Raw genomic sequence first — 25359 nt, 5'->3', positions numbered from 1 at the left:
GAGACCGCAGTTACCATACCGACATGAGCGTCAGCACCCCCGCGCAAGAACGGACCCGGCGCACGATCCTCGATGCCGCGGTGCGAATCCTCACCAGGGACTTGTCCGCCTCGCTCGCCGATGTCGCCGCCGAGGCCGGGGTCGGCCGCACGACCGTGCACCGGTACTTCCCCGAGCGCAACGACCTGATCGTCGCCATCGCCGCCGACACCCGCGACAAGCTGACCGCCGCCCAGGCACGGGCCCGCCTGCACGAAGGCCCCACCCTCGACGCCCTCGAACGGCTCTGCGTCGAGTTCTTCGATCTGGCCGGTCAGCAGATGCTGCTGGCACTGGACAATCCGGTGTTCACCACCTGGTCGGGCTGGGAGGACAACCCCACCGAACGGGAACTGCGCGCCACCATCGATCGCGGCCGCGACGCCGGCGAACTCGACGCCGAACTCGACACCCGCTGGATCGAGAACCTGATCTGGTCCTTCGCCTACATCGCGTGGATCTCGGTCAACGACGACACCGGCATGTCCCGCCACCTGACCCTCCAGAACTGCCTGCGCACCCTGCGCAAAGCACTGGCGCCCTAGGCGATCCGGGCGCCGGATCGGCTGAGTGGACCGCGGGATGCGCCGCCTGCCCCCGGTCGACAGCTGCGGCGCGGCCGACCACCGGGCACCGGACCGGGGCCATCTTCCGGCGGCGCCGATCTCGCGGGCCCGCAGGGCAGTGCCGACGCCGGACCGATCAGGTCCAGAATCCGTCGTGAACCGCCCGCGCCCGAGGCAGGTCGACGGGCCCGAGAACCAGGAGTTCACGCTGGCCCGCGGCGAACACGGTGCGACACGGCAGAGCCATGGTCGGGTTCTCCGGGTTCGCACCGGTCAGGGCGAGCAATTCGTCCTCGCCGAGCGCGTAGACGACGCGACCGATGCCCGACCAGTAGATCGCCCCAGCACACATGGCGCACGGTTCGGTGCTGGTGTAGAGCGTGCAGCCGCGCAGGAATTCGGGCTCGTAGGCGGCGGTGGACAGCCGCACCAGATTCGTCTCGGCGTGACCGGTCGCGTCGCGTTCGGTGGCGACGGTGTTCTCCGCCTCCAGCAGCACAGCGCCGTCAGATCCGGCGAGCAGCGCCCCGAAAGGGTGGTTGCCGTGCTCGCGGGAACGGCGGGCGATCGCGACGGCGGTGTCGAGCAGTGCGCGGTCGGCGGCGGTCAGGGTGGTCATGCGGGGATCTCCTTCGAAGAACGGGTTTCGGGACGCGCGACCCGCGTCAGTAGAGCGTGCACGAGTCCAGCCGTCACGAACGCGACGACCACGGCGGACGCGCCGAGTGCGGGCCACCGCTCGGCGATCGGACCGGTGAACACACCGGGCTGGCTCATGAACGGCACCGCTGCCGCCACGCCGAGCAGCCAGGCGACGAATCCCGGTCCGAAACGACTCGGTGGACGGACGGGTCCGCGCACCAGGAACCGGTCGACCAGGACGACGGCGAACCACGGCGCGATCCAATTGCCCAGCAGGATCAGGAAATTCTGGAACGACTCCCAGTAGTCGCCCTGGCCGGTGAGCCAGCCGAGGGTGGCGCCGATCGCCCCCACCACGAGCACCGCCTGCCAGCGCGTCATCCGCACCCCGGCGGTCAGCCAGGCCAACGCGCCGGAATAGCAGTCCAGGCAGCTGGAGGTGATGGTCGAGATGCCGAGCGCCAGCATGGTGACAGCGGCCAGCACGCCGGGCAGCACCTCGGTGACCAGATCGGTCGGGGTGCCGATGAAGGCCAGCGTGCCGATGGCCGCGCCCAGTCCACCGATCCACACCGAGCCGAGCAGTGTGCCGGTGAACGCGCAGGCGAACAATCGTCGCGGAGAGGTGTCGGCGGGCATGTACCTGGTGTAGTCGGCAGCATAGGTCGAGAAACTCAGCGCCCGCGAGGCGTGCACGGCGACGGTCAGCGCGAACGCGCCGACGAACCCGAGCGCACCGGCCTGCTCGGCGTCGAAGCCCGAACCCAGATCGCTCTGCGTGAAGCCGTAGACCGAGACCCCGATGAACAGCACCGGCAGCGCCACTGCCATCGCCTTCTGCACGGTGTGGATGAAGCTGTAGCCGACCAGGGCGATGACGATCTGCGCGATCGTCACAATCGCGAACGCGCTGGTGAAACCGCCGCCGAGCAGGGTCTGCACGGCGAAGGTGCCGAGCACGGAGTTCACCGCGAACCAGGCACAGGCCTTCAGGAAGACCAGCACCGCCGGTGCGATCGCGCCGACGCGCCCCAGCGGTCCCCTGGTCTGCACGAGCAGACCGACTCCGGTGCGTGGCCCGAAAGTCGAGGTGATGCCGATCGCGGCCGCGCCGATCGCCGAGCCGATCGTGATGGCGAGCATCGCCTGGACCCAGCCGAGGCCGAAAGCCGCGGTGGCGAGCATGCCCGCACTGAGGGTGGAGAACTGGACATTGGAGCTGAACCAGAGGGTGAACGACGCCCCCGGCCCACCGCGACGCTCCCGTTCGGGAATCGGTTCGATGCCCGCGGCTTCCACGGTGGTGGCTGCGCGAGCGCTGTCGGCGAGTCTGCCGACGATCGGAGGTGTTCGGGCCATGAGAAAGCCCTTTCGATGATTCGTAGGAAGTGTGGCTGCGCAGTGCATCCAGTAGATCAATGGATTCACCTGGCCGAACAGGTGTCGGATGTGCGAACCTGAGGCCGATCCGAGCACCGAATTCCTATGATCGTTCGAGACCCGAGGAGATTTGTTTCGTGCGAGTGTCCGACCTGTTGACGATGGAACAGGCGCGGTTGACGCTGCTGGCCCCTGGCGAACTCGACCGCGAACTGCGCTGGGTCTACACCACCGACCTGCTCGAGCCCGCTGCCTTCCTCACCGGCGGCGAGCTGGTCCTGACGAGCGAGGGGTGGTACCGCACCGACGCCGACTGCGAGACCTTCGCCGCCTCACTGGCCGCCGGTGGCGCGGCAGCCCTGGTCGCCGGCGACATTTTGCTCGGCCATGTGCCATCCGCGCTGGTCCGTGCCTGCGCCGACCGCGGCATCGCCGTGCTGGCCGCCCCCGCCGAACTCAGCTACGGTGTGCTCTCGCGCACCGTGATCGAACGCTTGAACCGCGAGCGTGGTCGTGAACTGTCCGAGGTGCTCGGCCGCCATCGTCGCCTGGTTCAGGCCCTGGTCGAAGGCGCCGACCTGGGCGGTCTGGTGGCGATGCTGGCCACCGATATCGGACGCGAATGCTGGGCGGTCTCCCCTGCCGGGCGGGTGCTCGCAGGCGCCGCCGACACCCTGCCCGCACCCACCCGGTTTCACCTCGCGGTGGCGAGTCAGCTGGCCGACCAGCTGCCGACTGTGGTCGACGGCTTCACCGTCCACCCGATCGGCCGACGCAGTCAGGGCGCCGGGCATCTCGTCATCCACGGCGCGCTCGACGACCCGCTCGAGCGCGAATCCGCCGAGCAGACAGCACAATTGCTCGCTCTGGGCGGCGCTCGGCGCGACGAGCGCCGCCGTACCGAACAGCACCTGCACGCCGAAATGGTCGATCTCATCGATCAGGGCGCACCCACCGGCTCGATCACCGCCCGCCTGCGCGCGGCCCGCCTCGACCCCGACCGGCCGTTACTCGTCCTTACCGCGCTGACCAGCGGGATGGTGCGACCCTGGGACCTGGCGGCCGACCTGATCGAAAGCGTTCTCGACACCGACCCCGACAGTCGCGCCGTCCTCGCGGGCGGCGCGGACGGGTTGACCGTCATCGCCTCGACCGGCGTCGACCTGGACGAGACCCGCGTGGCCGAGCTTCTGCGTGCTCGCCTGAGCGACCTCGAACCCGCGGCCCTCGGCGGCCGAATCACGTTCGGCCTCAGCGCAACTGCCGACGGCCCTGCCGCACTGACCGGGGCTCTCCAGGCATCTCGGCACGCCGCCCAACTGGCCACCGAGAGTCCCCACCGCCTCGCCCTTGTCACCGCTCGCGAGCTCGATTCCCACCTGCGCCTGCTGGCCGGCGTCCCCGCCGAGATCCGCGCGGCCTACCGTACCCGTCTACTCGGCCCCCTCGAACGCTACGACGCCGAACACCACACCGACCTGCTCCCCACCCTGCACGCCTTCCTCGACGCCAACTGCGCCTGGCGAACCACCGCCACTACCCTCCACATCCACGTCAGCACCCTCCACTACCGCATCCAACGCATAGAACACCTGACCGGCCGCAACCTCGCCATCACCCGAGACCGAGTCGACCTCTACCTCGCCTGCTCCATCGCCGATCGGTAGTCCTATCCGAACGCGGCGACATCTCCCGAGGAGAGATGGTCGTTGCCCCGGTCAGTCATAGGCGTAGCCGCCATGACCCGGCTCGCGCAGCACCGTGGCGGCGACCGGCCATGGCCGGTCATCGATATCGTCAGCCGCTGGACCACGCCGATCCCGTGGAGCCTGGACCATGTCGGCCGACAGCGCTTCGGCAAGCTCGAACGGCGCATCCTCGAAGGTGCCTGACCCGGTTTTCGCAGCTCTCGGAGAATGGGCCAACGACAACCTCGCGAAAGTCGAGGCCGCCCGCAGCGACTACGACGCCACCACATCCCGAGAGGAAGGGCATCGCCACGACGGTGGGGCGGGTGGGGCTCGAACCCACGACCAGCGGATTATGAGTCCGCGGCTCTAACCGACTGAGCTACCGCCCCTGGCCGCGGTGCACCCGCGGGCGAGTGGGATCGTACCCGGTGGGGCGCGGCGCTGACCACTCGGCGAGCCGGGGAACGGGGTGTTCGGGGGCCGATAGGAGGGGACGGCGGCGGGTGGTCGGGGACGTGGTCGGCCGGGAATCCGAGGGCCACACCGGCGAGGCCGGGCGTCGGTGAACGCACTCCACGGCGATCGGTCCCCGCGCCCGCGTGGGGATGACGCGGCGACCGATCACCGTAGGTGATGCCGAACCGAAACCAGTTGGCAGCTAAAAATTCTCGACATCTTCACGCCGTCGCGGCGCGCGTTCTTCGCCGACGCGACGGTCGATGGATCCCCCTGGGTTGCTGGCCACCTTGATCACGAGGGCGACCAACAACAGAACCGCGGCGATGACCACGACGACAATGAGTCCCTGCACAGATTGAACTTAACGTGTATTCCGTTGTGGCGCACATTAAGTTACAATGTCGCGCCAATCGTCAAGACGGTACGGCCCAGCGCCGAGCGGTCTTCGATCGCGGCATGTGCTCGCTTCACCTGATCGAGCGGGAACGCCTGCCCAACAACGACTTCCAGCCTGCCGGCGGCAACTTCGGCCTGGGCGCGCCGGGCGATGGCCAGCCAGTCGGTCACCGCGCCGACGGCGGCGAACAGGTCGACTACTGTGACACCACGCACACCAGCGACCTCCGCGTCACCGGTACCGAACTCTCCTGCGGCGGAACCGTATCCGAGGAACACCCCGTTGTCGGCGGTCACCGCCAACCCCAGCGCGCCGATGTCACCACCCGCGCCGTCGAACACGACGTCCGCGCCACCGCCGGTGATCTCGCGAACCCGCTCGTCCCAGCCGACGACAGAGTAGTCGACAACGGCGTGGGCACCCAATCGCGTTGCGAGCGCGAGCTTTTCGACACCACGAGCCGCGGCGACGACCTTGGCACCGGCCGCGGCCGACAGCTGGATGAGCAGCGTGCCGAGTCCACCGGCCGCCGCGGTGACCAGCACCCAGGAGTCCGGCCGCACGGCCGCCCGGTCGAAGACGGCGAGCGCGGTGCGGCCGTCGTGAGCCAGCGCCACGGCCTGCTGCGTGGTCACGCCCTGCGCGATCTCGACCAGGGTGGCGGCCTTGGCCAGCGCCTGCTCGGCGTAGCCACCGGTGGGCACACCGCCGCCGATGCCACTGGACGCGGTCTGGGTGACGACGCGCTTGCCCAACCACTGGTCGTCGACCTCGGCGCCGACTGCGCTGACGACACCGGCGATCGCCCCACCGGGCACATACGGCAGGGTCAGCGGGAAGAAGTCCTGACCCCAACCACCGCGCAGCCGGGTATCGAGGAACATCACGTCAGCGACCTCGACATCGACCACCACCTCACCCGAACCCGGTTGCGGCGCCGCTACTTCCAGCACCTCGAGCACTTCGGGACCACCGAACTCTTTGACCTGTACTGCACGCATGGGCACGACTCCTTCGTTCACGGGACTCGTCCAAGCATGAAACCTCGAGCAGGGTTCAGGTCAAGGCCGCTGCCGGGGGGATCACATCATCAGGAACCGCCACCGCAGCTGCTCCCGCCACCACAGCTGCTGGAGCTACCCCCGCCGCTACTGCTGGAGCTACCCCCGCCGCCACTGCTGGAGCTACCCCCGCCGCCACTGCTGGAGCTCCCGCCACCACAGCCGAGACCGCTGCCACCCTCGGACCCGCTGCTCCCGCCTCGATCACTGTGATCGTGCCCCGAGGCTCCATCGACGTACAGAGCGGTCCCGGCCATCCCCGCCACCCAGCCGCCGCCGTGGTCATTCGCGCCATACCCACCGCCGCGCGGCCTGTTCGCCCGACGGACCAACAGCACGACGACCACGACGAGGACCGGAACGATCACGGCCAACAGCACGACAAGGATCACCAGCGACGACATACCTGTCAGGCTAACCGCCGCGCGGACCGAAGGCAGCCCGTCACCCAGGGGCCTTACAGTGAATTCATGGCGCTCTCGATCCCCCGATTCGGCCCGCGTGCGGTCGACCTGAACCGGGTCGACCGCGCCGTCACCGACGTGTGCCTGCCCGAGGCGATCTTCAAGACCTGCCCGTGGCGACCCCGCGAACTCGTGGAATCCGGTCTGCGCCAATGGTTGCGCTGCTGCGGCGCGGCCCTGCGTGACGATCAGGTGATCGGCATGCCCTCGCACGCGGTCGACGAGGCCTGGCACGGCTTCATCCTGTGCACCCGGCTCTACGCCGACTTCTGCGCCCGCGCCTACGGCCGCTTCCTGCACCACTACCCCGACGGGGCAGGCGAGACCGACGAACACGGGTCGATGGCCGAACAGCTCGGCCGCACGGTGGTCGCCTGGTCGATGGTGGCGCGACCGGACGAGCGGTGTGTGCTGTGGGACCTGGACCGCGCCGTCGGCGTCGAGCAGCCCTGGGGCGTCGACGCCCGGCACGTCGCCGCCGTGGAGAAGCAACTGCGCCGGGCGTGAGCGCCGCCTAGACCAGCTTCATCCGCCGGGCGGCGAAACGCACCGCGCCGGGGGCGATCCGGTTGATCCGGTACTGCAGCCACGATTCCGGCGTCACCGGGACGATGTCACGACCGGTGCGCACCGCCTTCACGATCTGGGTGGCGACCTTGTCGGGGGTGTAGCCGCGCCGCTGGTACAGCTTGTCGAATTTCTGCTGCGCGGCGGCCTCCTCCTCGGCGGAGACACCCGAGATCCGGGTGGTGGCGACGATATTGGTGTGCACGATGCCGGGGCACACGGTCGAGACCGAGATGCCGCGCTCGGCCAGTTCGGCGCGCAAGCAGTCGGAGAACATGAACACGGCCGACTTGCTGGTGGCGTAGGCGGCCATGTCACGCTGCGGGCTGTAGGCGGCCATGCTGGACAGGTTCACGATGTGTCCGCCCAGGCCACGCTCGGCCATCGCGGAACCGAAGGCCCGGCAGCCGTTGACCACGCCGCCCAGGTTGATCCGCAGCACCCGGTCGAACTCCTCGGACGGGGTGTCGAGGAACCCGCCGGCCTGGCCGACTCCGGCGTTGTTGATCAGGATGTCGGGCACGCCGTGCGCCGCGATCACCGCCTCGGCATGCGCGCGCACCGCCTCCTCGTTCGACACGTCGAGCGAATAGGAATGCGCCACACCACCTTCGGCGGCGACGAGTTCGGCGGTCTGCTTGGCGGCGAGCTCGTTGACATCGGAGATCACCAGTTCGGCGCCGAGGCGAGCGAAGGCGAGCGCGGTCTCGCGGCCGATGCCGCTGCCCGCACCGGTGACGACCACCAGGTTGTCGTCGAATTCCCGTCGAGTGCGGCCGACTTCGGCCCTGGCCAGGCCGCGTGCGACCCCGGCGCCGTCGAGGGCCTCGATCAGTTCGGTGGTCGCGGTGGCGAGCAGTTCCGGATGCGAGAACGGCATCCAGTGCCCGGCGGGCACATCGCGACGCCACAGCCGGTCGGTCCACTTGCCCGAGTCGTCATAGCCGGCGGGCCGCACCGCGACATCGCGCCCGGCGACGATCAGCTGCACCGGCACCTCGGTGCGCCGTTCACGCGGGGAGAGCATGCGCGCGACGATGTTCGCGCGGTAGATCAGCAGCCCGTCGACCATGTCGCGCCGGAAGGTCGGCCCGAGCTTGACATTGTCGGCCGGGGTGTCGTTCATCAGGGAAACGGCGCGCTGCCACAGCTTTTCGGTCCCGATGGCGCCGAAGGTGACGCGCGGCAGCACCGGGGTCATGAAGAAGAAGGTGTAGGCCGAGGACAGCAGCTGGGTCACCGGCTGCCACACATTGCGCGGCGTCGGCCGCGACAGGCGGTCACGCACCCAGCTGGCCAGGTGGTCGAGATTGGGGCCCGAGACCGAGGTGAACGAGGCGACCCGCGCGGCGGCCTGCGGCTCGCACACCGCCTCCCAGACCTGCACCGAACCCCAGTCGTGGGCGAGCACGTGCACGGGACGGTCGGGGCTCACCGCGTCGAGGACGGCGTAGAAGTCGCGGGCGAGTTCGTCGAGGCGGAAGTCGGCGGTGCGCTGGGTGCGGGTGGAAGCGCCGTGGCCGCGGGTGTCGTAGGCGACCACGTGGAAACGCTCGGACAGCAGCGGGATCACGGTGTCCCACAGATGATGGGTGTCGGGCCAGCCGTGCACGAGCACGATGGTGTCGGCGGCGGGATTTCCGTATTCGTACACCGCGATGTCGAAGTCGCCGCTACGGACGACACGCTCATTCGCGACCTGGGGGCTGTCGATGGTCATGGTCTTTCGGACTCCTTGTCCCGGAATCGAACTCACAGATCGAGCACCAATCGCTCACCGTGGGAACGAGATACGCAGGCGAGCAGCTCACCCGCGGCGTGGTCGGCATCGGAGAGCACGGTCTCGCGATGGTCTGGTTCGCCCGAGCGCACCCGCACCACACAGGTGCGGCAGAAGCCCTGCCTGCACGAGTAGGGCTGATCGGGACGCGACTCGAGGATGGCGTCGAGGACGGTGCGGTCGGCGGGCACCGTCACCACCTCGCCGGTGGAGGCGAATTCGATCTCGAACGCGGTGCCGTCGACGATCGGCGGCGGGGAGAACCGTTCGTAGTGCAATTCCACCTCGGGCAGCGCGCGCACGGCGGCGACGATGGCCGAGGTCATCGGGGTAGGTCCGCAGGCGTAGACGGCGGTGCCGGGGCCGACGCCGGGCAGCAGCGCGGCTGCGTCGGGCAGACCGTGTTCGTCGTCGGTGCGTACCACCACGCGCGCGCCGAAGCTCTCGATCTCGTCCAGGAACGGGATGGTGTCGCGGCTGCGGCCGCTGTAGACCAGCGTCCACGGCACACCGAGCCGATGCGCGAGCCGGGCCATCGGCAGGATCGGGGTGATTCCGATCCCACCGGCGACGAAGTGCAGGCGCTGGGCGGGCGATCCGTGGCCGGGCACGGCGAACGGGAACGCGTTGCGCGGCCCGCGCACCACGACCCGGCTGCCGACGGGCAGGTCGTCGTGCACCTCGGCCGAACCGCCGCCCCCCTCGGGGATCCGGCGCACGGCGACGCGGTAGGCGCGCTCGTCGGCGGGGTCGCCGCACAGCGAGTACTGGCGCAACCGGCCCGAGGGCAGTTCCAGATCCAGATGCGCACCGGGACGCCAGCGCGGCAGGACGCGGCCGTCCGGCGCTTGCAGGCGCAGGCTCACCACATCCTGGTCGTGGGCCTCGATCCGCCGCTCGGTCACCACCACCGGGAACCGGCGGTCGTCAGCGCGCAGCCGGGCCAGGTCACCGCGATTGACCAGCGCGCTCCAGCGCAGCCGGGTGGTCGCGATGGCGTCGAGGACCCTGATCCCCGGATCGCGGCGGTGCTTGCCGTAGAGGTCGGCGGGGAAGTCGTGGGTGGTCACGAAGCCGCCGCACGGGCCGCCGGCGATTTCGCCAGGTAGGCGACGGACTGAGCGGTCGAGCCGACACTGTCCGGGTTGTAGCCGGGCTGGAACGTCGACAGCGCGCTGACCAGCAGCGACGGTACACCGGGCAGCGCGCCCCGCCACATGGCGCCGAACACCTTGCCGAGCAGGCGCGGGTAGCCGTGATCGGGCAGCTCCGGGTCCTGCTGGACGAGGAACCGGGTCCCGCGCACCACCAGTGTGAGGAAGATCGGGAACACCAGGATCATCGACGCGCACCGGCGCACATAGCCGACGCCGAAGTACACCGCCACGTCGTGGGCGACATTGCGGTGCTCGACCTCCTCGGCACCGTGCCAGCGGAACAGATCGGCCATGCGCGGGTCGGCGCCGAACTTCTCCAGATCGGCGTTGAGGACCCAGTCGCCGAGCCAGGCGAAGAAGTGCTCGAGGCAGGCGATGAAGGCAATCCGTTCCACCAGCATCTGGCGGACCACTCGATCATCGCCACCGCGCGGACCCAGCGTCTTGCGGAACAGGTATTCCATCTGGCGCACATACGGCCCCGGATCGATGCCGTGCGCGGCGAACACCTCGCCGAGCACCTTCTCATGGGTGCTCGCGTGCATCGATTCCTGCCCGATGAAGCCGAGCATGTCCTCGCGCAGCTTCTCGTCCTTGACGAAAGGCAGCGCTTCGCGATAGGTCGCGCAGAACATGCGCTCGCCCTCCGGCAGGAGCATGTTCAGCGCGCTGATCAGATGGCTGGCCACCGGCTCGGCGGGCATCCAGTGCAGCGCCACGTCCGACCAGTCGAAGGTCACATTGCGAGCCTGCAGCGCGACCTGACCCGGATCGGTGTCCGGTCGCCGCGCGGCCCGGCGAAGTAACTTCATCGGTACTCCTCGTCCTCCCGCGCAGAGCTCCTGCGAGCGCTGCGGCGCAGCGGTGCGCCGATTCCTGCGGTAGGGCAATGATACATCTATGTAGTATTCCAGGTAACACCTATTTTGGATTCGCCCGCCATCACGCGGCGACCGCCACCGCGAGCGGCAGTGCCGCCAGAATCCCGCAGGCGGCGATGGTGAACCACTTGCGTTCGGCCAGGACGCCGACATCCTCGCGCGGCAATGCGCTCGGCAGGTAGTAACGGGCGGTCGGCGCGCCAGAGACCCAGCGCCCGGTCCAGTCTGCTCGCCAGCAGCGGCGACACTCGGCCACCGAGCAGACCGGAGCCGTGCACGACGATCGCGATCGCGCCTTCGGCCCGGGTGGTCCAGCCGTAGACCAGCGAATAGAGCAGGAAGGCCACCAGCAGGAAGCCGAGATAGGACGCGACGAGAACGACCGCGACCAAGACGGTGCCCAGTACCACCCATCGCGCGGCGAACGCGACCACCAGCAGCACGTACGGCACGAGCAGCGCGAGACCGAGTCCGAGGACCAGCAGGACCAGCACCTGCGGCCCTGAACTCTCGGCGCCCGAGGAAACGAGTGCCCCACCGACGCACAGAAGCCCGAGCAGCAACAGCACTCCATTGCCGAATCCGCGCCGGTCGCCCCGGAAGCGCACCACGAACACACCCAGCAGCCACTCCGACCGCCAGCAAGATCACCCGGCCCAGCGCATCGGGCCACTCGGCGGCGACTGGGCTCACACGAGTGGTCGGCGCTTCGATGCCCGGCGGGCAAACCTGCCCAGGGTCACCGCCGAGTTCCGAGGAGCGCCCCGCCCCCGCGTGAGCGAATACCACCACCAGCCAGCGCAGCGTGCCGAGCCGGCGTTCGGCGTTGGCATGCAAGACCGTGAACAGCACGGCGTAGCGAACCACCCACCGCCGTCGGTCCAGAAAGCGCTGCCGATCAGCACCCGCAGCGGATCCTCGCCGAGGTGGTGCAGGTTGGTCGAGCGGTGACCGAGCCAGACCCGCGCTTCCTCGGGCGGGAGCCGGGCGATGATCACGGTGGTCACCGCCAGCTCACCGATCCGTGTGCGAATGACCGTGCTACTCACCACGACAGTGCGCCTGGAGTTGGATAGCCAGGTTATTGCCAGCTGATTTCGGGTAGTCACAAAGTGACGGGTTGAATCCCAGCCATCTGCAGGTATGCGACGGAAACTCTGCCGCAAACCTGAACGCCGACCGGTAACCAACCGGACGTCGATGAAAGGAGGTGCTGGGTCATGATTGTCGATTTCTTACAGGTTGTCTGGCAGTTCTTCACCAACCTGATCGCCTGACCACGATCGATTCCCCTGTCGGTGGCTCCTGCCGCACGGGTGCCACCGCCAACCGATCGGGGCAGCCTTGTTTCCGTCGACGGTCCCCGGGTAGCCGCCCAACGAACGTCCACCCGATCCGAGGAGGCAGTCGTGCCGCAGCAAGCATGGAGTGCCAAGCGGGAACGCCAGTACAAGGACATCAAGAAGTCCGAACGCGACCGCGGCACCAGCGAGAAGCGCGCCGAGGAGATCGCGGCGCGCACGGTGAACAAGACCCGTGCCCAGAAGGGCGAAGCCGAGACCTCGAGCCACCTGTCCCGCACCGATACCTCGCCCTCCCGCCGCGGTGGTCAGCGCGCGCACCGCAAGGGACCGCGCGGCCTGACCCGCGACCAGCTCTACAACGAGGCACGCCGTCGCAACATCGACGGCCGCTCGAAGATGAACAAGCAGGAACTCGCCCACGCCCTGGGCCGCGACTGAGTACCGCGAAAGGTTCGCCATGCAGATCGGATTCAAATTGGCAGCCGAGGGGTGCCCGAACTCGTGCAGGCCTATCGGCAGGCGGCTGGGCAGGGGCCGCGATATGCCGAACTGGGTGTGGCGTTCGCGCCGACCGAGGAGGAGGGCGCCGAGGCGGCACTGTCGACGAACCGGTGGTCGGTCGGCGGCTGGAAGGTGATGAGCGAGTTGCCCAATCCCGACCGCTATGTCAAGGCGGTACGCGAATACACCGACGCGGGGTACGACCGAGTCGTCCTGATGAACGCGGGTCCGGACATGGACGCCTTCCTCGACTTCTACGCCGGCGAACTGGACCCGCTCCTGCGCGCCGGGAGCTGAGACGGCTCGCGCCGTGACAATGCCGACAACGCCGGTGACCCGGGCCCCCGACCTGACCGACGCCGCGCGATGATCAACCGCAGCCCCTGCCCCGGTTGTTCGAGGCGGGGCGAGCGGGGATCACCAGCCGGGGTCGGTGTCCATCGGGACATTGATCCAGCTCGGACGGGACGGGTCGAGTTCGAGGTGCTGGGTGCGCAGGCCGCTCTCGTTGAGCAACGGCCGCAGCGGGATTCCGCTGGGGAAGTTGCCCGCGAAGACGTCGACCCGAAGACGGTGGCCCGGCAGCAGGACACCGTCGGTGGCCCTGATGCCGATGTCGATGATGGTCGGCTCGCCCGGCACCACCGGTTGCCGCGTGGCCAGGGTGAGGTACGGGTACGGATCGGTGTAGTCGCCGTTGGGTGAGCGCGTCGAGTTGGCCTCGTCGACCGTGCGCAGCGAGGCCATCAGCTGCCCCTGCGACCAGACCGTCGAGCGGCCGTCGGGCGCGACGTCGTTCACGGTCACCGTCCAGTAGCCGTCGGTGGTGTCGAGCACGGTGTTCAGGTGCGCGGCGATGGAGCCGGAGATGCGGGTCGGCTGGGTCACCGGGGCGGTGGTGAAGGTCAGCGCGGCACCCTCGCTGATCCGGGCGTCCTTGATGCAGACGTCCGGCAGCGGAACCAGACCCGCCGTGCCCTGCGCGGCATCACGGGAACAGATGGTGGCCAGACTCGGATCGACCGAGACCCGCTGCGCCCCACCCGGCTCGCCGACCAGACTGCCGTCGAACCTGGCGCCCGGCGCGGTCCCGGAGGAGGCCGGGTCCAGGTACAGCCGCCGGTGCTGCATGCCCGGGCGGGGGAACGCGACATCGGTGGTCCACTGCTCACTGCCCTGCTGCCACAGGGTGACCGGGTCGTAGCGGTCGATGCCGTTGTCGATTCCCTTGAGCCACTTGTCGAACCACGCGCGCTGCAACGCTTCCAGCGGCGCGGGCGCCCCCGGCCGGCCGAGACCCGAGCTCACCGTCACGTGATAGACGTTGCCCATGATGAGCTTCTTCTGCTCGGCGGGCACGTCGACGGCGTTGTAGATGCGCGGGGACGAGTAGGTGAAGATGTCGTGCCAGCCGCCGTAGATGAACGTGGGCACCTGGACCTGGTCCGGCTTGCCGACCCAGGACGTGCGCAAGGAGCTCTCGTCGTCGAGGATCGTGGCCAACTCCGGCGGGATCTGGTCGATGCTCGGCGTGGTGAGCGCGGCGATGAGGACATTGAAGAAGGTGAACGGATCGCGGACGCGGTCGGCCAGCCAGGTCCAGTCGAACCTGCCGGTGAGGATCGAGACCATGTCAGGCAACAGCTTGGCGCCGTCGACGGCGAGCAACCAGGCGGGGATGAAGCCGATGCCGAGCGCGCCACCCGGGGCGGCGACATCACGGATGAGGTCGCTGCCGGGCACGATCGGGAAGATCGCCTTCAGCGCCTCGGGCTGACGCTGCGCGGTGTGCAGCTGGTTGATCCCCGAATAGGAGATGCCGCTCATCCCGATCTTGCCGTTGGACCAGCCCTGTTCGGCCGCCCAGTCGACGACCTCGACACCGTCGAGCTGTTCGCGTTCGCCGAACACCTGCCAGACACCCTGCGAGAAGCCGGTGCCGCGCACGTCGACGACGACCTGCGTGTAGCCGCCACGGATGAGATTGCGGTCGACGCCGAAGGTACGCCCCGCACCCCCGGGCAGCGCGTTCATCATGTCGCTGAGGCTGCTGTAACCGAACGCGGAGAAATCGAGGTTCTGCAGCACCGGCATCAGCACCTCCGACAGGCCGGGCACCGAGAGTGCCGAGTCGGCGATGTTGGAGACGAGCTTGGTGTAGGGCGTCATGTTGACGATCGTCGGCGTCGGCTCGGCGATCGGCTGACCGTCGGCACCCGCCGGGTGATAGACGTTGGCTTTCAATACTGTTCCGTCACTCATCGTGATCGGAACGTCCCACTCGATGAACACATTCGGGTACTGCTGCGGTCCGTTGTGGGTGGCGACGAACTGCGCGTCGAGCCCCTCGGCGGCCGGCGCGGCCTGCCCGACCGGGGCCGATGCCACCGCACCCGCGAACACGACGACAGATGCGACCAGCGCGGACAGTCGCCCTCGATGTTTGATCATGCTTCGGTCTCAGCCCTCCACCATCGGGAACCACGACGTTCCCGTACCGGAAAGTAACGTAGCTTGGGTCACGCTATATGGCAAGAACATGTTCTCCATCACGGCAGACAACCACCAGCCGCCGCACCGGCTCACGCCCGGCACTGCGAGAATTGGCACCGTGAACGCCCCTGATCTCGACGCCGACGGCCGCAGGTACCGGGGCGCCGCGCCCGGACAGCGTCAGCGGGAACGACGCGCCCGGCTGGTCGAGGCGGCCACCGAGGCGTTCGGCACCGAGGGTTACCGGGCCACCACGGTCACCACCATCTGCGGCACAGCGGGCGTCGGCAAGCGGTACTTCTACGAATCCTTCACCGACAGTGAGGATCTCCTGCTGGAGGTGTACCGCGAGGTCACCGCGCGCATGCTCGAGGCCATCCATGTCGGGATGGGCGATGTCGAGGCCGATCTCGACACCCGGGTGCGGGTGGCCCTCACGGCCTACTTCCAGCTCATCGCCGACGATCCCCGAGTCCCGCGGATCGCCTTCTTCGAGATCCTCGGGGTGAGTCCCGCCGTCGACCACGCCTACCACGATGTGCTCGACGCGCTGGTCGACATCTGCCTGGCCCTGATCACCCCGCACCTGGATCTGACCGACCATCCTTCCGTCAGCGTGCGGATGCTGATCCTCGGACTGGTCGGCGCGATCTTGATCATCGCCCAGAAATGGGTGCTCTCGGGCTACCGGGAACCGCTACCCGAGGTCGTCGACAGCGCCTGCCTGGTGGTGGGTGCCGTGCTGGCCCGCATCGGTTCGACCGGCGAGCAGGGCTAACGAATCCCGTCGACGAACTCGGCGAACCGCTCGGCGATCCGATCCGGGTATTCGCCGTTGATCGCGTGCGAGGCCTGCGGCCACACCTCCACCTGAGCGTCCGGGATCAGGCGCGCGGTGGCGGCGGCCCGGTCGGCGTCGTGGACGATGCTGCGGCCGGCGAACAGGGCGAGCGTCGGCACGGCGAGCGCGCGCAACTGGTCTTCGGTGGGGCGCCCCAGCAGCGGCTGGGCGCCTCGGTAGTACTTCATCCCGGCGGCGATGAGCTGCCCCTCCGGCACCGAATCAGCCTGTGCCCCACCGGATATCCAGCTGAGCAGTCGGTTGCGCACTGCCGCGGGCATACCCGGCACCACACTGCCCAACGAAACGACGATCATCTTCCAGCTCAGCCGCGCGAAGGTGTTAGCCGGATCGAGCAGGGTGATCGAGGCGAGGCGATCGGGGCGGTGCAGTGCGGTCTGCACCGCCAGGTTCGCGCCGATACTGGCGCCGAGCAGGTGAGCACGCGACAGACCGAGTCCGGCCAGGGTCTCCTCGACCCAGGTCGCCTGGTCGGCGCCGTCGGTCAGCTCGCGGACCTGAGTGCTCGCGCCCGGCTCACCGATGCTGTCCACCGACCAGACCGTGTGCCGGGCCGACAGTCCCGGCAGGTTGGCCCGCCACATCGGGGTGCAGGCCTGGCGGCCGGACAGCAACACCACCGGCATGTCACCGCCGGGGCCGAAACGGTAGGCGCGGACCGGCCCGAACGAGGTCGGAACGGCGGCCACCGCATCGGGTCTCGGCAACAACGCCAGTCCCGCGCGATAGGCCTCGGCGAAGTGATCGAAGCCCGATCTGCCGGTGAAGTAGCCGATCTTGCCCGCCGGGCGGCCGATCATGGGTTCGAGGAACAATTCGGCCGCGGGCATGCCGCCGAGGGTAGTCCTGCGCGACGCCCGAACTCCGGCGGATCCGCTCGCCAGCCATCCACGACCTCGCCCGCCGTGGTTGACCGACGCGCCTCCCGGAGTAACCCTGGAATATGACTACTCACGAGAACCAGCAGCTCGACGAGGTCATCGAACGGTTGACCATCCGGTACCCGACCATCGCCCCCGCCGAGATCGCCGACATCGTCCGCCACACCTACGACCACTTCGCCAAGGCACACGTCCGCGACTTCGTTCCCCTGCTCGTCGAGCACCACATCCGCGACGAACTCGGCACCCCGACCGGAGAGATCCCACCCATCCCGGACTGATCGACCGGGCGACCCCGCTAGCGTGGGTGGCAGACCACGCCAACCCACAGGAGGTCCGCATGCCCGACACCGTCCGCGGAGTCATCGCCCGAGCGCAGGATGCCCCGGTCGAGACCGTCGACATCGTGATCCCGGATCCGGGACCGCACGATGTGGTCGTCCGCGTCCAGGCATGCGGGGTCTGCCACACCGACCTGCACTATCGCCAGGGCGGGATCAACGACGAGTTCCCGTTCCTGCTCGGCCACGAGGCCGCCGGTGTGGTCGAAACGGTCGGTTCCGCCGTCACCCACGTGACCGCCGGTGATTTCGTCGTGCTCAACTGGCGCGCGGTCTGCGGCGAATGCCGAGCCTGTCGCCGCGGACGCCCGTGGTACTGCTTCGACACTCACAACGCCAGCACCCCGATGACGCTCACCGACGGGACCCCGCTCACCCCGGCGCTCGGCGTCGGCGCCTTCGCCGACAAGACCCTCGTGCACGAAAAACAGTGCACCAGGGTCGATCCCGACACCGATCCCGCCGTGGCCGGACTGCTCGGCTGCGGCGTGATGGCCGGGATCGGCGCGGCGGTGAACACCGGCGCGGTCTCGCGCGGTGACAGCGTCGCGGTGATCGGCTGCGGCGGGGTCGGTGACGCCGCCATCGCCGGTGCCGCCTTGGCCGGTGCGGGCACCATCATCGCGATCGACCGTGATCCACGAAAACTGGAGTGGGCCAAGGACTTCGGCGCCACTCATACGATCGACGCGAGCGTCGAGGACGTGGTCGAGCGGATCAAGGAGCTCACCGACGAGTTCGGCGCCGACGTGGTGATCGACGCGGTCGGCCGTCCCGAGACCTGGAAGCAGGCCTTCTACGGCCGCGACCTCGCGGGCACCGTGGTCCTGGTCGGCGTCCCGACCCCGGACATGACCCTCGACATGCCGCTGATCGACCTGTTCTCCCACGGCGGCGCGCTGAAGTCCTCCTGGTACGGCGACTGCCTGCCCGAACGCGACTTCCCGACACTGATCGACCTCTACCGGCAAGGGCGCCTGCCGCTGGACCGGTTCGTCACCGAGCGCATCGGCATCGACGACGTCGAACAGTCCTTCGCCGCCATGGGCGAGGGCAAGGTGCTGCGGTCGGTGGTGGTGTGGTGAACCCGCGCATCGAACGCGTCGTCACCTCGGGCACTTTCAGCCTCGACGGGGGCACCTGGGATGTCGACAACAATGTCTGGCTGATCGGTGACGACGCCGAGGTGCTCGTCATCGATGCCGCCCACGACGCCGCCGCCATCGCCGCCGCTGTCGGCGACCGCACGGTCTCGGCCATCCTGTGCACGCACGGACACAACGACCACGTCACCGTCGCCCCGGATCTCGCCGACCGCTTCGACGCCCCGATCCTGCTGCACCCCGGCGACGAGCCCCTGTGGCGGATGACCCACCCCGACACCGACTACCGCTCCCTCGCCGACACCACCCGGATCACGTTGGCGGGCACCGACATCGACCTTCTCCACACACCGGGCCACTCCCCCGGTTCGGTCTCGCTGCACGTCCCCGACCTGTCCGCCCTGTTCACCGGCGACACCCTCTTCGCAGGCGGCCCCGGTGCCACCGGCCGCTCCTTCTCCGACTTCGACACGATCATCGACTCCATCCGCGACCGCCTCTTCGCCCTCCCCGACGACACCGTCGTCCACACCGGCCACGGCGACACCACCACCATCGGCACCGAACGCCCCGCGCTGGCCGACTGGATCGCCCGCGGGCACTGAGCATCAGCGCTTGTGGCGCAGGAGGGCGGTGACGAGGGAGCCGGTGTCGAGGGCGCGGGCGTTGCGCTCGGATGACCACTGACTGTTGGTGGTCACGACCATCGACTCGGGGCGGGGATTCCCCAGGCAGTGTGGGGCGAGGGCGCGGAAGAATTCTTCGGGGTCGAAGACGGCTTCCGGCGGGTGGACGCCCGGCTGCTTCGGGTGCAGGACAGTGCCCACCGCCAGTGGGATTCCGGTGGCCTCCGCCATGGTCAGGCCGGGGAATTGGCCCAGCGCGCAGCCGATGGTGGCGGGTTCGCCGTCGAGGGTGCCGGTGGCGGTCGCGAACAGCGGCGGCAGGGCGCAGTTGTCCAGGGCCGCGAGCGGGGAGCTGGGCAGGAGGTTCTCGACGACCGCGGCGACGGAAGCGGCACGGGCCCGGGAGAGGAACCCGGAGCGCACGGCCGTGCCGAGCGCGGTGAGCGGGCCGATGACATGCGGCGGGGCGACCGCGAGATTCACACAGTCGACGAGGCCGGGGTAGGTGTGGAACAGGGTCACCGGTTCGGGGTGGCCGAAGGTCCAGCCGGTCCCCGAACCGATCCCCGGGTAGTCGACGGTCGTCTTCGTCAGTGGCTTCTCGCGCACCTGCTCGTTGCCGCGAATCACCGGGATGGGCGTGCTCACCTGCTCGATGCCGTGCACGATCGCCGCGCTCGGCTGCCAGGACCGCTGGGCGGGCTGGGCCATCAGCAGGTTCCAGCCGGTGACCACGGAGTCGGCCCGGTCGAGCCCGCTGATCGCCTGGCGGGCGAGCAGATTCGCGACGCCGGGACTGGCGCCCATACCGATCACCGCGGTGACCCCGTTGGCCACGGCCTGCTCGTGCATGTCGAGCATGGTCGCGGTCGGCGCCGGATCGTCACAGACGTCGACGTAGTCGCGCCCGGCCTCGATGGCGGCGGCCAGGATGCCGGGCCCGAACCGGAAGTACGGGCCGACGGTGTTGACCACGATGTCGTGCTCGCGGACCAGCGCCACCAGCCGGTCGTGCTCGGTGACGTCGATCTGACGCGCCTGCGCCCCGAGTGCCTCGGCGACCGCCCGCGCGTTCGACTCGGACAGATCGCCGATCACCACCTGCTCGACATCCTCGTGCGCGGCGAGCATTCGCGCCGCGGCCCGGCCGATCTCGCCCGCCCCACCCAGCACCAGCACACGCATCAACGACTCCCTTCCCTCGGCGCGCCGCTCGGCGCCGCCGTCGGCTTCTGGCTACCCGGAAACCACCAGTTCCATCCGTCGGCCAACGACATGAGCACCGGCACCATGATCAGCCGGATCAGCGAGATGTCGATCGCGATGGCCACGGCGAGGCCGAACCCGATCTGCTTGAGTTCGAGCACATCGGCGACCACCAGCGAACCGAAGACCGCGATCATGATCAGCCCCGCGATCGTGATCTGCGGCGCGACCCTGGCCATGGCGCGGCGCACCGCTTCGGCGGTGTCGCCGCAGAGCAGGTACTCCTCCCTGATCCGGCGCACCATGAACACCTCGTAGTCCATCGACAGCCCGAACAGCACCGCGAACATGGCCACCGGCAGGAACGCCTGGATACTGCCCACACTCGTGAACGCGAACAGTGATTCGCCGTACCCGAATTGGAAGACCGCGATCGTGGCGCCGAGGGCGGCGGCGGTCGCCAGCGCGTTCAACGCAATCGCCTTGATCGGGATGACGACGCTGCGCAGGGTGATCACCAGGTAGATCAGCGACAGAACCAGCACGAGCAGCACGACCAGCGGCAGCATCGCGGAGGTCTCCTCGGCGAGATCCCGGTACTGCGCCGACATTCCGCCGATGTGCACCTGAATCCCGTTGGCCGCCAAAGCCGCCGCATCGCCGCGCAGCTGGTCCACCAGGGCACCGGTTTCGGGTGCGTCGACCGGATGGGCGGGCTGCACCAACGCCAGCAGGCAGCGCGGGCGCTCGGCATCGTCGATCAGCGAACCACTGACGGCCCGTCCGACCGGTCCGCCGGCCAGGGACTCGAAATCCGTTGGCGCGACATCGAAGACCGATGCCGTCGACAGCACGCCCCCGTTGCCTTCCAGCCCGTCGAGGTAGCCGCGCACCCGGGTGGCATCGCCGTTGTTCAGCGTCCGCCACTCCCCCACGCACGCCGACAGGTAGATCGGGGCGACGGCCGATCCGCCGAAGGCATCGGCCGCGGTCGCGTAGCCGCGACCCGCCGGGGTCTCCGAGAGGGTGCCGATGCCCAGGTCCAAGCCCAGCTTCATCCCGGTGACCGGCACGGCCAACAGGATCAGCAGCAGGAAGGTCGGGACACCCCATGCGGCGGGCCGACGCTGCACCAGCGTGACCCAGCGATACCACCGGCCGGTCGTCGGGTCGGTCTTCGTGTCGGATCGGTGCGGGCGCGCGGCGAGCCGGGGCGCCAGCACCGCGAGCAAGGCGGGTAGCGCGGTGACCGCGGCGAACATCGAGCACAGCACGACAAGTCCCGCGGCGATGGCGATCTCGCGGAACACCGGGCCGTCGATGATCATGATCGAGCACAGCGACACCATCACGATGACGCCGGAGATGATCACGGTGTGCCCCGAGGTCTGCAGGGCGCGCGTCAGCGCGACGAGCACCGTGGCCTGCGAGGTGTCCGCGCGCTCGGCGAGTTCCTCGCGGAACCTGCTGATGATGAACAGCGCGTAGTCGATGCCCACCCCGAGGCCGATGATCGTCGCGACCACCAGCGCGAACTGCGACATGCCGAGCGAGCCGGCGATGACGGCGATGCCGCAACTGCTCAGCGCCACACCGAGAATCGCCGACACCACCGCCAGGCCCGAGGCGAGCAGCGACCGCAGCCCCCAGACCAGCAGCAGGATCGCCAGGCTCAGCCCGATGATCTCGGCCCTGACCTGGTCCTCGCGCTCGACATCGGCCAGCGCCTTGTTCAGTGGCGTCTCCCCGGTCAGATCGGCGGTGACCCCCACCGGCAGTTCGACCCCGGCCACCGCGGCCTCGATGCGATCGGTGGCCAGGTCACGCTCGGCCACCTCACCGCTGAGGGCCACCAGGATCATCGCCGTGCGGCGATCGGCGGTGGCCAATTGCGGACCGACCTGGGCGGTGGTCGGGTCGAGGATGTCGCCGATGCCGGGCACGCCCCGCACGGCTTCGACGATCGGGCCGACCGCCGCCTCGACCAGTCGCCCCTCGCCCGCCGACACCACCACCGCCACCTGCTCGGCGCCGATCCGCGGGAACCGCTGCGCCAACACCTCGGTGGCCGTCGCTGATTCGGAACCCGAAATCGAGTAGTCGGGCAGGCTCAGGTGGGTTTCCAGCACCGTGTACTGGATGCCGCCGACGACCGCGATGATCGCCCAGCACCCGAGGATCAGCCAGCGTAGCCGGTAGCACCACCGCGCCCAGCCGGCGGCGAGGCCGCGAGGTTCACCGCGGCCTCCACCGGTGGGTGCGCTCTGCTGTGGTGCTGACTTGCTCAGCGTGTGCGTACTCATCAGAACGAGAAGAAATTCTGCTGCTTCATCTCGCGGATGCTCTTGCGGAACGCCGCGGCGACGAGGTCGAGGTCTTCGTAGCTGTGCGCGTCGCCGAGCATGATGGTGTGCAGCTCGGGCAGATACACCCCGTTCAGACGCATGTAGTAGGCCAGCGCCAGCATCGCCTTGACGTGGCTGCCTGCCGCCTGGTCGCGGGCCAGCGCGGGCTTGGAGTACTCGAAGCCGATGCTGAACACAGTGTGCTTTCCGCGCACCTGCGCCCCGACCTCCTCCTCGTCGGCGATCTTCTGCAAGGCCTCGCGCAGGTAGTCGGTCTTGGCGTCGAGTTCGCTGTACACCGCCGGATTGTCGCGCAGGTAGGTGAGCACGGCCGCGCCCGCGGCGGTCGAGACCGAGTTTCCGCTGGTGGTGCCGCCGCAGAACGCCCTGGTGGCGAAGTCCTCGAACGGATCGTTGGTCGTGCGCGCCGACTGCATGACCCGGCCGCTGCCGACGACAGCGCCGCCGGGCAGGCCCCCGCCGACGATCTTGCCCAGACAGGTCAGGTCCGGCTCGACACCGGCCAGCGTCTGCACGCCGCCATAGGTCACCCGGAAGCCGCTGACCACCTCGTCGAAGATCAGCACCACCCCGCACTCGTCGCACACCTGCCGCAGCTTGCGCAGGAACTCCGGGTCGTAGTCGAGGTTCATCGACGGCATCGGCTCGATGACCACCGCGGCCAGCGTCGCGGCGTGCCGCCGGATCCGCTCGAGCGAGTAGTCCGCACCGTACTGGAACACCAGCGTGTTCTCGACGACACCGCGCTGCGCACCGGCCGAATTACTCACCGGCGTCGGCTCTTTCGGGTCACCGCTGTAGCGGAACCAGGACGACACCATGCCCTGATCGGACCAGCCGTGATAGTGGCCTTCGAACTTGCCGACCACGTCCTTGCCGGTGAACGCGCGGGCGATGCGGGAGGCGGTGAGCACCGACTCGGTACCGGAGTTGGTGAAGACCACATTGCGGTCGCCGCCGAACGCCTCGGCGATGATCGAGGCGAGCTCGAGTTCGGCGCGGTTGCCGATCGCGTTGACCGCGCCCTTGCGGACGGCCTCCTCGACCGCGTCGACGACGGGCTTGGGCCGGTAGCCCAGGATGTGCGGGCCGAAACCGCTGGACAGGTCGATGTAGCTGTTGCCGTCGATGTCGGTGATCCGGCTGCCCTCGGCGGTGTCGACGATCAGCGGGTACTCGCTGGGCAGCATGTAGCGATCCATGTGGATCTGGGCGATCAGCGCGCGCTCTCCGTCGTTCTTGATCGCCATCGCCTGCGGCATGTGCCCGGCGATCTCGACGTCGAACAACTCCTTGAGCTCGGCGCTCATGAACGGCGAGAACCGGTCGGTGAACTTGCGCGCGTTGGCCCAGACGTCGATGTCGGGGTCCACCGCGCTGACGAAGCCCTCACCGGTCAGGAAGGCCAGCCCCAGCAGTGTGAATTCGGTGGTGAGTCGCCAATTCGCCGCGCGCAGTACCTTTGTCGCGTCGTCGAAGAAGCCCATTGTCGACCACGAGTCGCTCTTGTCCTCGAAGTGGTATTTCAGGACCGCGGTCAGTTGATCACGACGGTCGTCGGGAAAACCGGTCGCGCCCTCGGGCGGTACCGTGAAAGCCTCGACGAAACGTTCGACGGCTTTGTCCCATTCACGGTGAATGCACGCGTAATAGAAGGCGGCCAGGTTCCATTTGCTGTCTTCGGACAGGGTGCCGACCAGCCCGTAGTCGAGCATGATGATCTGGCCGTCGTCGGTGAACATCACATTGCCCGGATGCGGGTCGACGTGGAATTCACCGTGGAAGAACGCCATCGTGTAGATGATGTCCTGCAGGCGGCGCGCGAGCTCACCGCGCGGGTAGGTGCACTTGTCGTATTCGGTGCCCGGAATCGCGTCGTCGATGAATTCCATGACCAGCACGTCCTCGGAGCACAGCTCCGGGTACACCTCGGGAACCCGCACGAACGGATGCGCCCGGAAGTTCTCCCTGACCCGGCCCTGGCGCTGCGCCTCGATGCGCATGTCGCACTGGTCGACCAGGAACGGACGCAGCTCGGCGAAGTGGCTCACCGCGTCGTAGGACCGGGCGAGCGGAATGAGTTTCTGCAGCGTGGTCAGCATGGCGCTGGTCGCCTGGGTGCTCGCGACGAGCCGCTCGCGCACACCGGATTTCACGATCTTGACGGCGACGATCTGGCCGGTGTCGAGCCGCCCACGGTGCACCTGGGCGACGGTGCCCGCCGCGATCGCGACGGGGTCGAAGTCGACCAGCCTGCGATTGAGCTCATCGTTGCCCGCGGTGCCGAGCAGCAGGGTCGATTCGACCGGCGACATCGCGGGCATATCGGCGAACAGCGCGCGGAATTCGGTGATGGCGTCGCTGTCGAACAATCCGGTCTGCGTGCCGAGAATCTGGCCGGCCTTGGTGTACATCGGCCCCATTCGGACCAGGAATTCCCGGAGATTCGACGTCACCACGGCTTTGTCCCCGGTACGCCGGAACTGCCGGTAACCACGGGTTCCGTAATAAGGGAACCAGGTGGCCAAACGGGCGACTTCACGAGCGGGTGAGCTCGTCTTCTTCTTCACGACAGTCGTCATAACCCCTCCT

Annotated in this window: 23 protein-coding genes, 1 tRNA gene and 1 pseudogene; 10 read left to right on the top strand and 15 right to left on the bottom strand. The window is 68.6% G+C overall.

Features of this window, described 5'->3' with window-relative positions; translation table 11 throughout:
- The first annotated feature begins 23 nt into the window (after positions 1 to 23).
- Positions 24 to 584 carry a TetR/AcrR family transcriptional regulator gene (locus BOX37_RS07565; protein ID WP_071927017.1) on the top strand — a complete coding sequence of 187 codons (561 nt, stop codon included), beginning with the start codon at positions 24 to 26 and terminating at the stop codon, positions 582 to 584.
- Between the two features lie 157 nt (positions 585 to 741).
- Here the strand turns inward: BOX37_RS07565 and BOX37_RS07560 are convergent, their stop codons facing one another.
- Both BOX37_RS07560 and BOX37_RS07555 read right to left on the bottom strand, forming a co-directional pair.
- On the bottom strand, positions 742 to 1224 hold the full coding sequence (locus BOX37_RS07560; protein WP_071927016.1) for a nucleoside deaminase: 483 nt from the start codon (positions 1222 to 1224) through the stop codon (positions 742 to 744).
- A complete protein-coding gene (locus tag BOX37_RS07555) occupies positions 1221 to 2606 on the bottom strand; it encodes a purine-cytosine permease family protein (protein WP_071927015.1) in 1386 nt (461 codons plus the stop codon). The genes BOX37_RS07560 and BOX37_RS07555 overlap by 4 nt, the downstream gene beginning before the upstream one ends.
- Positions 2607 to 2764: 158 nt before the next feature.
- Here BOX37_RS07555 and BOX37_RS07550 point away from each other — a divergent pair, with 158 nt between their 5' ends.
- Together BOX37_RS07550 and BOX37_RS34845 are read left to right on the top strand one after the other, a co-directional pair.
- Positions 2765 to 4294: a helix-turn-helix domain-containing protein gene (locus BOX37_RS07550; RefSeq protein WP_167659913.1), complete on the top strand. Its 1530-nt coding sequence runs from the start codon at positions 2765 to 2767 to the stop codon at positions 4292 to 4294.
- A 72-nt stretch (positions 4295 to 4366) separates the two neighbouring features.
- The gene (locus BOX37_RS34845) at positions 4367 to 4519 is read left to right on the top strand and encodes a hypothetical protein (RefSeq protein WP_206045783.1); all 153 of its coding nucleotides are present in this window, start codon (positions 4367 to 4369) and stop codon (positions 4517 to 4519) included.
- A gap of 114 nt (positions 4520 to 4633) precedes the next feature.
- Here BOX37_RS34845 and BOX37_RS07545 read toward each other — a convergent pair.
- The 3 genes from BOX37_RS07545 to BOX37_RS07540 all read right to left on the bottom strand — a co-directional run bounded on the left by BOX37_RS07545 (position 4634) and on the right by BOX37_RS07540 (position 6175).
- Positions 4634 to 4707, bottom strand: a tRNA-Ile gene (locus BOX37_RS07545).
- A 269-nt stretch (positions 4708 to 4976) separates the two neighbouring features.
- Positions 4977 to 5129 (bottom strand): hypothetical protein, encoded by a 153-nt coding sequence (locus BOX37_RS33770; protein WP_156910309.1) that lies wholly within the window; start codon positions 5127 to 5129, stop codon positions 4977 to 4979.
- 41 nt (positions 5130 to 5170) lie between these two features.
- Complete coding sequence (locus tag BOX37_RS07540; protein WP_071927013.1) at positions 5171 to 6175, bottom strand: zinc-binding dehydrogenase; 1005 nt, start codon at positions 6173 to 6175, stop codon at positions 5171 to 5173.
- Positions 6176 to 6705: 530 nt separating this feature from the next.
- Here BOX37_RS07540 and BOX37_RS07535 point away from each other — a divergent pair.
- Positions 6706 to 7206, top strand: coding sequence for a glycine-rich domain-containing protein (locus BOX37_RS07535; RefSeq protein ID WP_071931264.1), 501 nt, complete (start codon positions 6706 to 6708; stop codon positions 7204 to 7206).
- 7 nt (positions 7207 to 7213) lie between these two features.
- On the opposite strand, the gene BOX37_RS07530 is transcribed toward BOX37_RS07535, so the two are convergent.
- The 5 genes and pseudogenes from BOX37_RS07530 to BOX37_RS35940 all read right to left on the bottom strand — a co-directional run.
- Positions 7214 to 8986, bottom strand: coding sequence for an SDR family oxidoreductase (locus tag BOX37_RS07530; RefSeq protein ID WP_071927012.1), 1773 nt, complete (start codon positions 8984 to 8986; stop codon positions 7214 to 7216).
- A 32-nt stretch (positions 8987 to 9018) separates the two neighbouring features.
- On the bottom strand, positions 9019 to 10116 hold the full coding sequence (locus BOX37_RS07525) for a PDR/VanB family oxidoreductase (RefSeq protein WP_071927011.1): 1098 nt from the start codon (positions 10114 to 10116) through the stop codon (positions 9019 to 9021).
- The gene (locus BOX37_RS07520) at positions 10113 to 11015 is read right to left on the bottom strand and encodes a metal-dependent hydrolase (protein ID WP_071927010.1); all 903 of its coding nucleotides are present in this window, start codon (positions 11013 to 11015) and stop codon (positions 10113 to 10115) included. The genes BOX37_RS07525 and BOX37_RS07520 overlap by 4 nt, the downstream gene beginning before the upstream one ends.
- Positions 11016 to 11101: 86 nt before the next feature.
- On the bottom strand, positions 11102 to 11695 hold the full coding sequence (locus tag BOX37_RS33765; RefSeq protein WP_156910308.1) for a YdcF family protein: 594 nt from the start codon (positions 11693 to 11695) through the stop codon (positions 11102 to 11104).
- A 286-nt stretch (positions 11696 to 11981) separates the two neighbouring features.
- A pseudogene (locus BOX37_RS35940) lies at positions 11982 to 12091 on the bottom strand (rhomboid-like protein); the annotation flags it as partial.
- Positions 12092 to 12493: 402 nt separating this feature from the next.
- Here BOX37_RS35940 and BOX37_RS07505 point away from each other — a divergent pair.
- Together BOX37_RS07505 and BOX37_RS07500 are read left to right on the top strand one after the other, a co-directional pair.
- Complete coding sequence (locus BOX37_RS07505) at positions 12494 to 12826, top strand: plasmid stabilization protein (RefSeq protein WP_071927007.1); 333 nt, start codon at positions 12494 to 12496, stop codon at positions 12824 to 12826.
- A 51-nt stretch (positions 12827 to 12877) separates the two neighbouring features.
- Positions 12878 to 13186 carry an LLM class oxidoreductase gene (locus tag BOX37_RS07500; protein WP_071927006.1) on the top strand — a complete coding sequence of 103 codons (309 nt, stop codon included), beginning with the start codon at positions 12878 to 12880 and terminating at the stop codon, positions 13184 to 13186.
- A 120-nt stretch (positions 13187 to 13306) separates the two neighbouring features.
- Here BOX37_RS07500 and BOX37_RS07495 read toward each other — a convergent pair whose 3' ends face one another.
- Positions 13307 to 15340, bottom strand: a complete 2034-nt coding sequence (locus BOX37_RS07495) for a CocE/NonD family hydrolase (protein ID WP_071927005.1) — start codon at positions 15338 to 15340, stop codon at positions 13307 to 13309.
- A 160-nt stretch (positions 15341 to 15500) separates the two neighbouring features.
- On the opposite strand from BOX37_RS07495, the gene BOX37_RS07490 reads away from it, so the two are divergent.
- Positions 15501 to 16160, top strand: coding sequence for a TetR/AcrR family transcriptional regulator (locus tag BOX37_RS07490; protein ID WP_071931263.1), 660 nt, complete (start codon positions 15501 to 15503; stop codon positions 16158 to 16160).
- Here the strand turns inward: BOX37_RS07490 and BOX37_RS07485 are convergent.
- Entirely contained in the window at positions 16157 to 17074 is a 918-nt protein-coding gene (locus tag BOX37_RS07485) for an alpha/beta fold hydrolase (protein ID WP_071927004.1), read from the bottom strand. The genes BOX37_RS07490 and BOX37_RS07485 overlap by 4 nt on opposite strands.
- A 113-nt stretch (positions 17075 to 17187) precedes the next feature.
- Here BOX37_RS07485 and BOX37_RS07480 point away from each other — a divergent pair, with 113 nt between their 5' ends.
- From BOX37_RS07480 to BOX37_RS07470, 3 genes are read left to right on the top strand one after another with little or no spacing between them, the layout of a single operon-like run.
- Entirely contained in the window at positions 17188 to 17406 is a 219-nt protein-coding gene (locus BOX37_RS07480) for a three-helix bundle dimerization domain-containing protein (RefSeq protein ID WP_071927003.1), read from the top strand.
- Positions 17407 to 17465: 59 nt separating this feature from the next.
- Positions 17466 to 18551 (top strand): S-(hydroxymethyl)mycothiol dehydrogenase, encoded by a 1086-nt coding sequence (locus BOX37_RS07475; protein WP_071931262.1) that lies wholly within the window; start codon positions 17466 to 17468, stop codon positions 18549 to 18551.
- Positions 18548 to 19174 (top strand): MBL fold metallo-hydrolase, encoded by a 627-nt coding sequence (locus BOX37_RS07470; RefSeq protein WP_084760716.1) that lies wholly within the window; start codon positions 18548 to 18550, stop codon positions 19172 to 19174. The genes BOX37_RS07475 and BOX37_RS07470 overlap by 4 nt, the downstream gene beginning before the upstream one ends.
- A gap of 3 nt (positions 19175 to 19177) precedes the next feature.
- Here the strand turns inward: BOX37_RS07470 and BOX37_RS07465 are convergent, their stop codons facing one another.
- From BOX37_RS07465 to BOX37_RS07455, 3 genes are read right to left on the bottom strand one after another with little or no spacing between them, the layout of a single operon-like run.
- Entirely contained in the window at positions 19178 to 20380 is a 1203-nt protein-coding gene (locus tag BOX37_RS07465; RefSeq protein ID WP_071927001.1) for a saccharopine dehydrogenase family protein, read from the bottom strand.
- Complete coding sequence (locus BOX37_RS07460; RefSeq protein ID WP_084759474.1) at positions 20380 to 22704, bottom strand: MMPL family transporter; 2325 nt, start codon at positions 22702 to 22704, stop codon at positions 20380 to 20382. The genes BOX37_RS07465 and BOX37_RS07460 overlap by 1 nt, the downstream gene beginning before the upstream one ends.
- Positions 22704 to 25349, bottom strand: coding sequence for an aminotransferase class III-fold pyridoxal phosphate-dependent enzyme (locus BOX37_RS07455; protein WP_084759473.1), 2646 nt, complete (start codon positions 25347 to 25349; stop codon positions 22704 to 22706). Before BOX37_RS07455 ends, BOX37_RS07460 begins: the two co-directional genes overlap by 1 nt.
- Between the last annotated feature and the right edge of the window lie 10 nt (positions 25350 to 25359).

Source organism: Nocardia mangyaensis, assembly GCF_001886715.1.
Classification (GTDB): domain Bacteria; phylum Actinomycetota; class Actinomycetes; order Mycobacteriales; family Mycobacteriaceae; genus Nocardia; species Nocardia mangyaensis.
This window is presented reverse-complemented; position numbering and strand designations above follow the sequence as displayed.